Source organism: Pseudomonas sp. EGD-AK9, from assembly GCF_000465935.2.
In the GTDB taxonomy this organism is placed as follows: Bacteria; Pseudomonadota; Gammaproteobacteria; order Pseudomonadales; family Pseudomonadaceae; genus Aquipseudomonas.
Map to the genome: position 1 here is coordinate 1 of NZ_AVOF01000294.1, position 4030 is coordinate 4030.

At 69.2% G+C, this 4030-nt stretch carries 2 protein-coding genes and 1 pseudogene; all 3 read left to right on the forward strand.

The features are described from left to right. Positions 1–1771: primosomal protein N' (locus tag N878_RS14205; RefSeq protein WP_021444307.1), on the forward strand; the 1771-nt coding region annotated here is incomplete at its 5' end. A gap of 160 nt (positions 1772–1931) precedes the next feature. Next, positions 1932–3671, forward strand: a complete 1740-nt coding sequence (argS, locus tag N878_RS14210; protein WP_021444308.1) for an arginine--tRNA ligase — start codon at positions 1932–1934, stop codon at positions 3669–3671. After that, positions 3672–4030 (forward strand): annotated as a pseudogene (locus N878_RS14215) (SPOR domain-containing protein); the annotation flags it as partial.

Here is a 4030-nt window from a genome sequence, read left to right on the forward strand (position 1 = left end):
GCATCCGCACGGCGTCGCCCACGGCCTGCTCAACCAGCTGCAGCTCAACCGCGACAGCCTGCAGCTGCTGCATGAAAAAGGCCTGGTGCGGGTCGAGGTGCGCCGCACCCAGCCGCACGCCAAGCCGGCGCACTGGCTGGCGCAGCCGGAGCTGCCGCTGAATGTCGAGCAGCGCGCGGCGGTAAATGCCGTGGCCTCCGGCTGGGGCCAGTTCAATGCCTACCTGCTGGCCGGCATCACCGGCAGCGGCAAGACCGAGGTCTACCTGCAGCTGATCCGCCAGTGCCTGGAGGCCGGCAAGCAGGCGCTGGTGCTGATTCCCGAGATCAACCTGGGGCCGCAGACCCTGGACCGCTTCGCCCGCCGCTTCAACGCGCGCATCGCCCTGCTGCACTCGGCGGTGAGCGACCGCGAGCGCCTCGACGCCTGGCTGGCGGCGCGCGACGGCGAGGCCGACATCGTCATCGGCACCCGCTCGGCGCTGTTCACCCCGCTGCAGAATCCGGGGCTGATCATCGTCGACGAGGAGCACGACGCCTCCTATAAACAGCAGGAAGGCCTGCGCTACCACGCCCGCGACCTGGCCCTGGTGCGCGCCCGCCAGGAGAACGTCCCCATAGTGCTCGGCTCGGCCACCCCGTCGCTGGAGAGCCTGCACAACGCCCACAGCGGCCGCTACGCCCTGCTCAGGCTGACCCAGCGCGCCGGCGGCGCCATCGCCCCGCGCTTTTTGCGCCTGGACGTGAAGAGCCGGCCGCTGGATTCCGGCATCAGCGGGCCGATGCAGCAGGCCATCGGCCAGACCCTGGCCGCCGGCCAGCAGGTGCTGGTGTTCCTCAACCGCCGCGGCTTCGCCCCGACCCTGCTCTGCCACGACTGCGGCTGGTTGTCGGAATGCCCGCGCTGCGACGCGCGGATGACCGTGCACCAGCGCCACGGCGAGCTGCGCTGCCACCACTGCGGCCACGTCGAGCGCCGGCCTAGCAACTGCCCCAAGTGCCAGCACGTCGACCTGCGCCCGGTGGGCGCCGGCACCGAGCGTGCCGAGGAACGCCTGGCGCTGCTGTTTCCCGACTACCCGGTGCTGCGCATCGACCGCGACAGCACCGCACGCAAGGACGCCATGGCCAAGCTGCTGGCCACCATCAACAAGGGCGAGCCGTGCATCCTGATCGGCACCCAGATGCTCGCCAAGGGTCACCATTTCCCGCGGGTGACCCTGGTGTCGATCCTCGATGCCGACGGCGGCCTGTTCTCCGCCGATTTCCGCGCCAGCGAGCGCATGGCGCAGATGATCGTCCAGGTCGCCGGCCGCGCCGGACGTGCCGAGGAGCCGGGCAAGGTGATCATCCAGAGCCACCTGGCCGACCACCCGCTACTGGTGCAGCTGACCGAGCAGGGCTACTTCGCCTTCGCCGAACAGGCCCTGGCCGAGCGCCGCGGCGCCGGCCTGCCGCCCTTCTGCCACCTGGCGCTGCTGCGCGCCGAGGCGCACAAACCGGGGCAGGCCGAGGGTTTTCTCGACGAAGCCTGCAGCGAAGCCGAGCTGCTGCTGAACGAACTGGGCCTTTCCGGCATCGAACTGCTCGGCCCGGTGCCGGCACCGATGGAACGCCGCGCCGGCCGCTACCGCGCCCAGCTGCTGCTGCAGGGCAACGCCCGCGCCCCCTTGCACCGCCTGCTCACGCCCTGGCTGCAGGCGCTGGAGCAGATGCCCAGCGGCCGCGCGGTGCGCTGGTCGCTGGACGTCGACCCGATCGATCTGTTTTGAACGCACCAGCGATTCGCCCAGCCGTGGGGGCGCCGTGCGCTCCAGTTTCTCGATTCGCGACCAGACAACCCTTGGTGCCTACAAGTTATGGCCTGCCGCTTGCGGCTGCTTTTATAATGCGCAGTTTTCGACCAATGCCCCCGGGCGACCCGAGCCGACCATGAAAGACAGCATTCGCCACCTGATCCAGCAAGCCCTCGACCGCCTCACTGCCGACGGCGTGCTGCCCGAAGGCCTGAGCCCGGCCATCCAGGTGGAGAACACCAAGGACAAGAGCCACGGCGACTTCGCCAGCAATATCGCCATGATGCTGGCCAAGCCGGCCGGGATGAAGCCGCGCGAGCTGGCCGAGAAGCTGATCGCAGCCCTGCCGGCCGACGCCGGCGTCGCCAAGGTGGAAATCGCCGGCCCGGGTTTTCTCAACTTCTTCCAGAACAGCGACGCCCTGGCCCAGCGCCTGGAGGCGGCACTGACCGATGAGCGTCTCGGCGTGCGCAAGAACGGCCCGGCGCAGCGCGTGGTGGTCGACCTGTCGGCGCCCAACCTGGCCAAGGAGATGCACGTCGGCCACCTGCGCTCGACCATCATCGGCGACGGCGTGGCGCGGGTGCTGGAGTTTCTCGGCGACACCGTGATCCGGCAGAATCACGTCGGCGACTGGGGCACCCAGTTCGGCATGCTGCTGGCCTACATGCAGGAAAACCCGGCCGCCGCCGAAAGCGAGCTGGCCGACCTGGAAGGCTTCTACCGCGCGGCGAAGAAGCGCTTCGACGAATCCCCCGAGTTCGCCGACCGCGCCCGCCAGCTGGTGGTCCAGCTGCAGGCCGGCGACGCCGAGTGCCTGCGCCTGTGGCACCGCTTCAACGACATCTCCCTGAGCCACTGCCAGGCCATCTACGACCGCCTCGGCGTCAAGCTGAGCATGGCCGACGTCAAGGGCGAGAGCGCCTACAACGACGACCTGCCGCAGGTGGTCGCCGATCTGGCGGCCAAGGGCCTGCTGACCGAGGACAACGGCGCCCAGTGCGTGTTCATGGACGAGTTCAAGAACGCCGAGGGCAACCCGCTGCCGCTGATCGTGCAGAAGGCCGGCGGCGGCTACCTGTACGCCACCACCGACCTGGCCGCCACCCGCTACCGCGCCGGCGTGCTCAAGGCCGACCGCGTGCTGTACTTCGTCGACCAGCGCCAGGCCCTGCACTTCCAGATGGTCTTCGCCTGCGCGCGCCTGGCCGGTTTCGTGCCGCCCAGCATGGAGCTGGAGCACATGGGCTTCGGCACCATGAACGGTCCGGACGGCCGCCCGTTCAAGACCCGCGACGGCGGCACGGTGAAGCTGGTGGAGCTGCTCGACGAGGCCGAGCAGCGCGCCTATGAACTGGTCAAGAGCAAGAACCCGGAGCTGGCCGAAGAGGAGCTGCGCCGCATCGCCCGCGTGGTCGGCATCGCCTCGGTGAAGTACGCCGACCTGTCCAAGCACCGCACCAGCGACTACAGCTTCAACTTCGAGCTGATGCTGAGCTTCGAGGGCAACACCGCGCCCTACCTGCTGTATGCCTATACCCGCGTGGCCGGCGTGTTCCGCAAGCTGGGCAAGGGCATCGAGGAGATCGGCGGGCAGATCACCCTTGTCGCCGATCAGGAACAGGCGCTCGGCGCCAAGCTGGCGCAGTTCGGCGAGCTGCTCGCCAGCGTCGCCGACAAGGGCACGCCGCACATGCTGTGCAGCTACCTGTACGACCTGGCCGGGCTGTTCTCCAGCTTCTACGAGAACTGCCCGATCCTCACTGCCGAGGACCAAGCCACCCAGCACAGCCGCCTGCGCCTGACCGCCCTGACCGGCCGCACGCTCAAGCAGGGCCTGGAGCTGCTCGGCCTGGAAACCCTGGAGCGCATGTAAATGGCCGCGCGCAAGAAACCCGCCCCCAAGCGCGGCGCCAGCCGCTACCAGGCGCCGGCGAAGAAGCCGGTGCCGGGCTGGATCTGGCTGGCCTGCGGCCTGCTGGTCGGCGGTTTCTTCATGTTCCTGTTCAGCCTCGAGCCGGGTCGCGACGAGATCCAGCGCGACAAGGGCGAGCCGCCGCGCACCGCCAAACCGGCCCCCAAGCCGGCACCAAGCGAACCGAGCAAGCCCAAGTACGACTTCTACACCCTGCTGCCGGAGTCCGAGGTGATCCTGCCGCAGGCGCTGGAAGAGACCCCGCCGCCGGCTCCGGCGCAGAAACCGGTGACCCCGGAGGAAGCGGCGAAGATCGACGC

Excerpts from the sequence above, each read along its gene's own strand:
- argS (WP_021444308.1), top strand. The coding sequence starts at position 1,932 with ATGAAAGACAGCATTCGCCACCTGATCCAGCAAGCCCTCGACCGCCTC.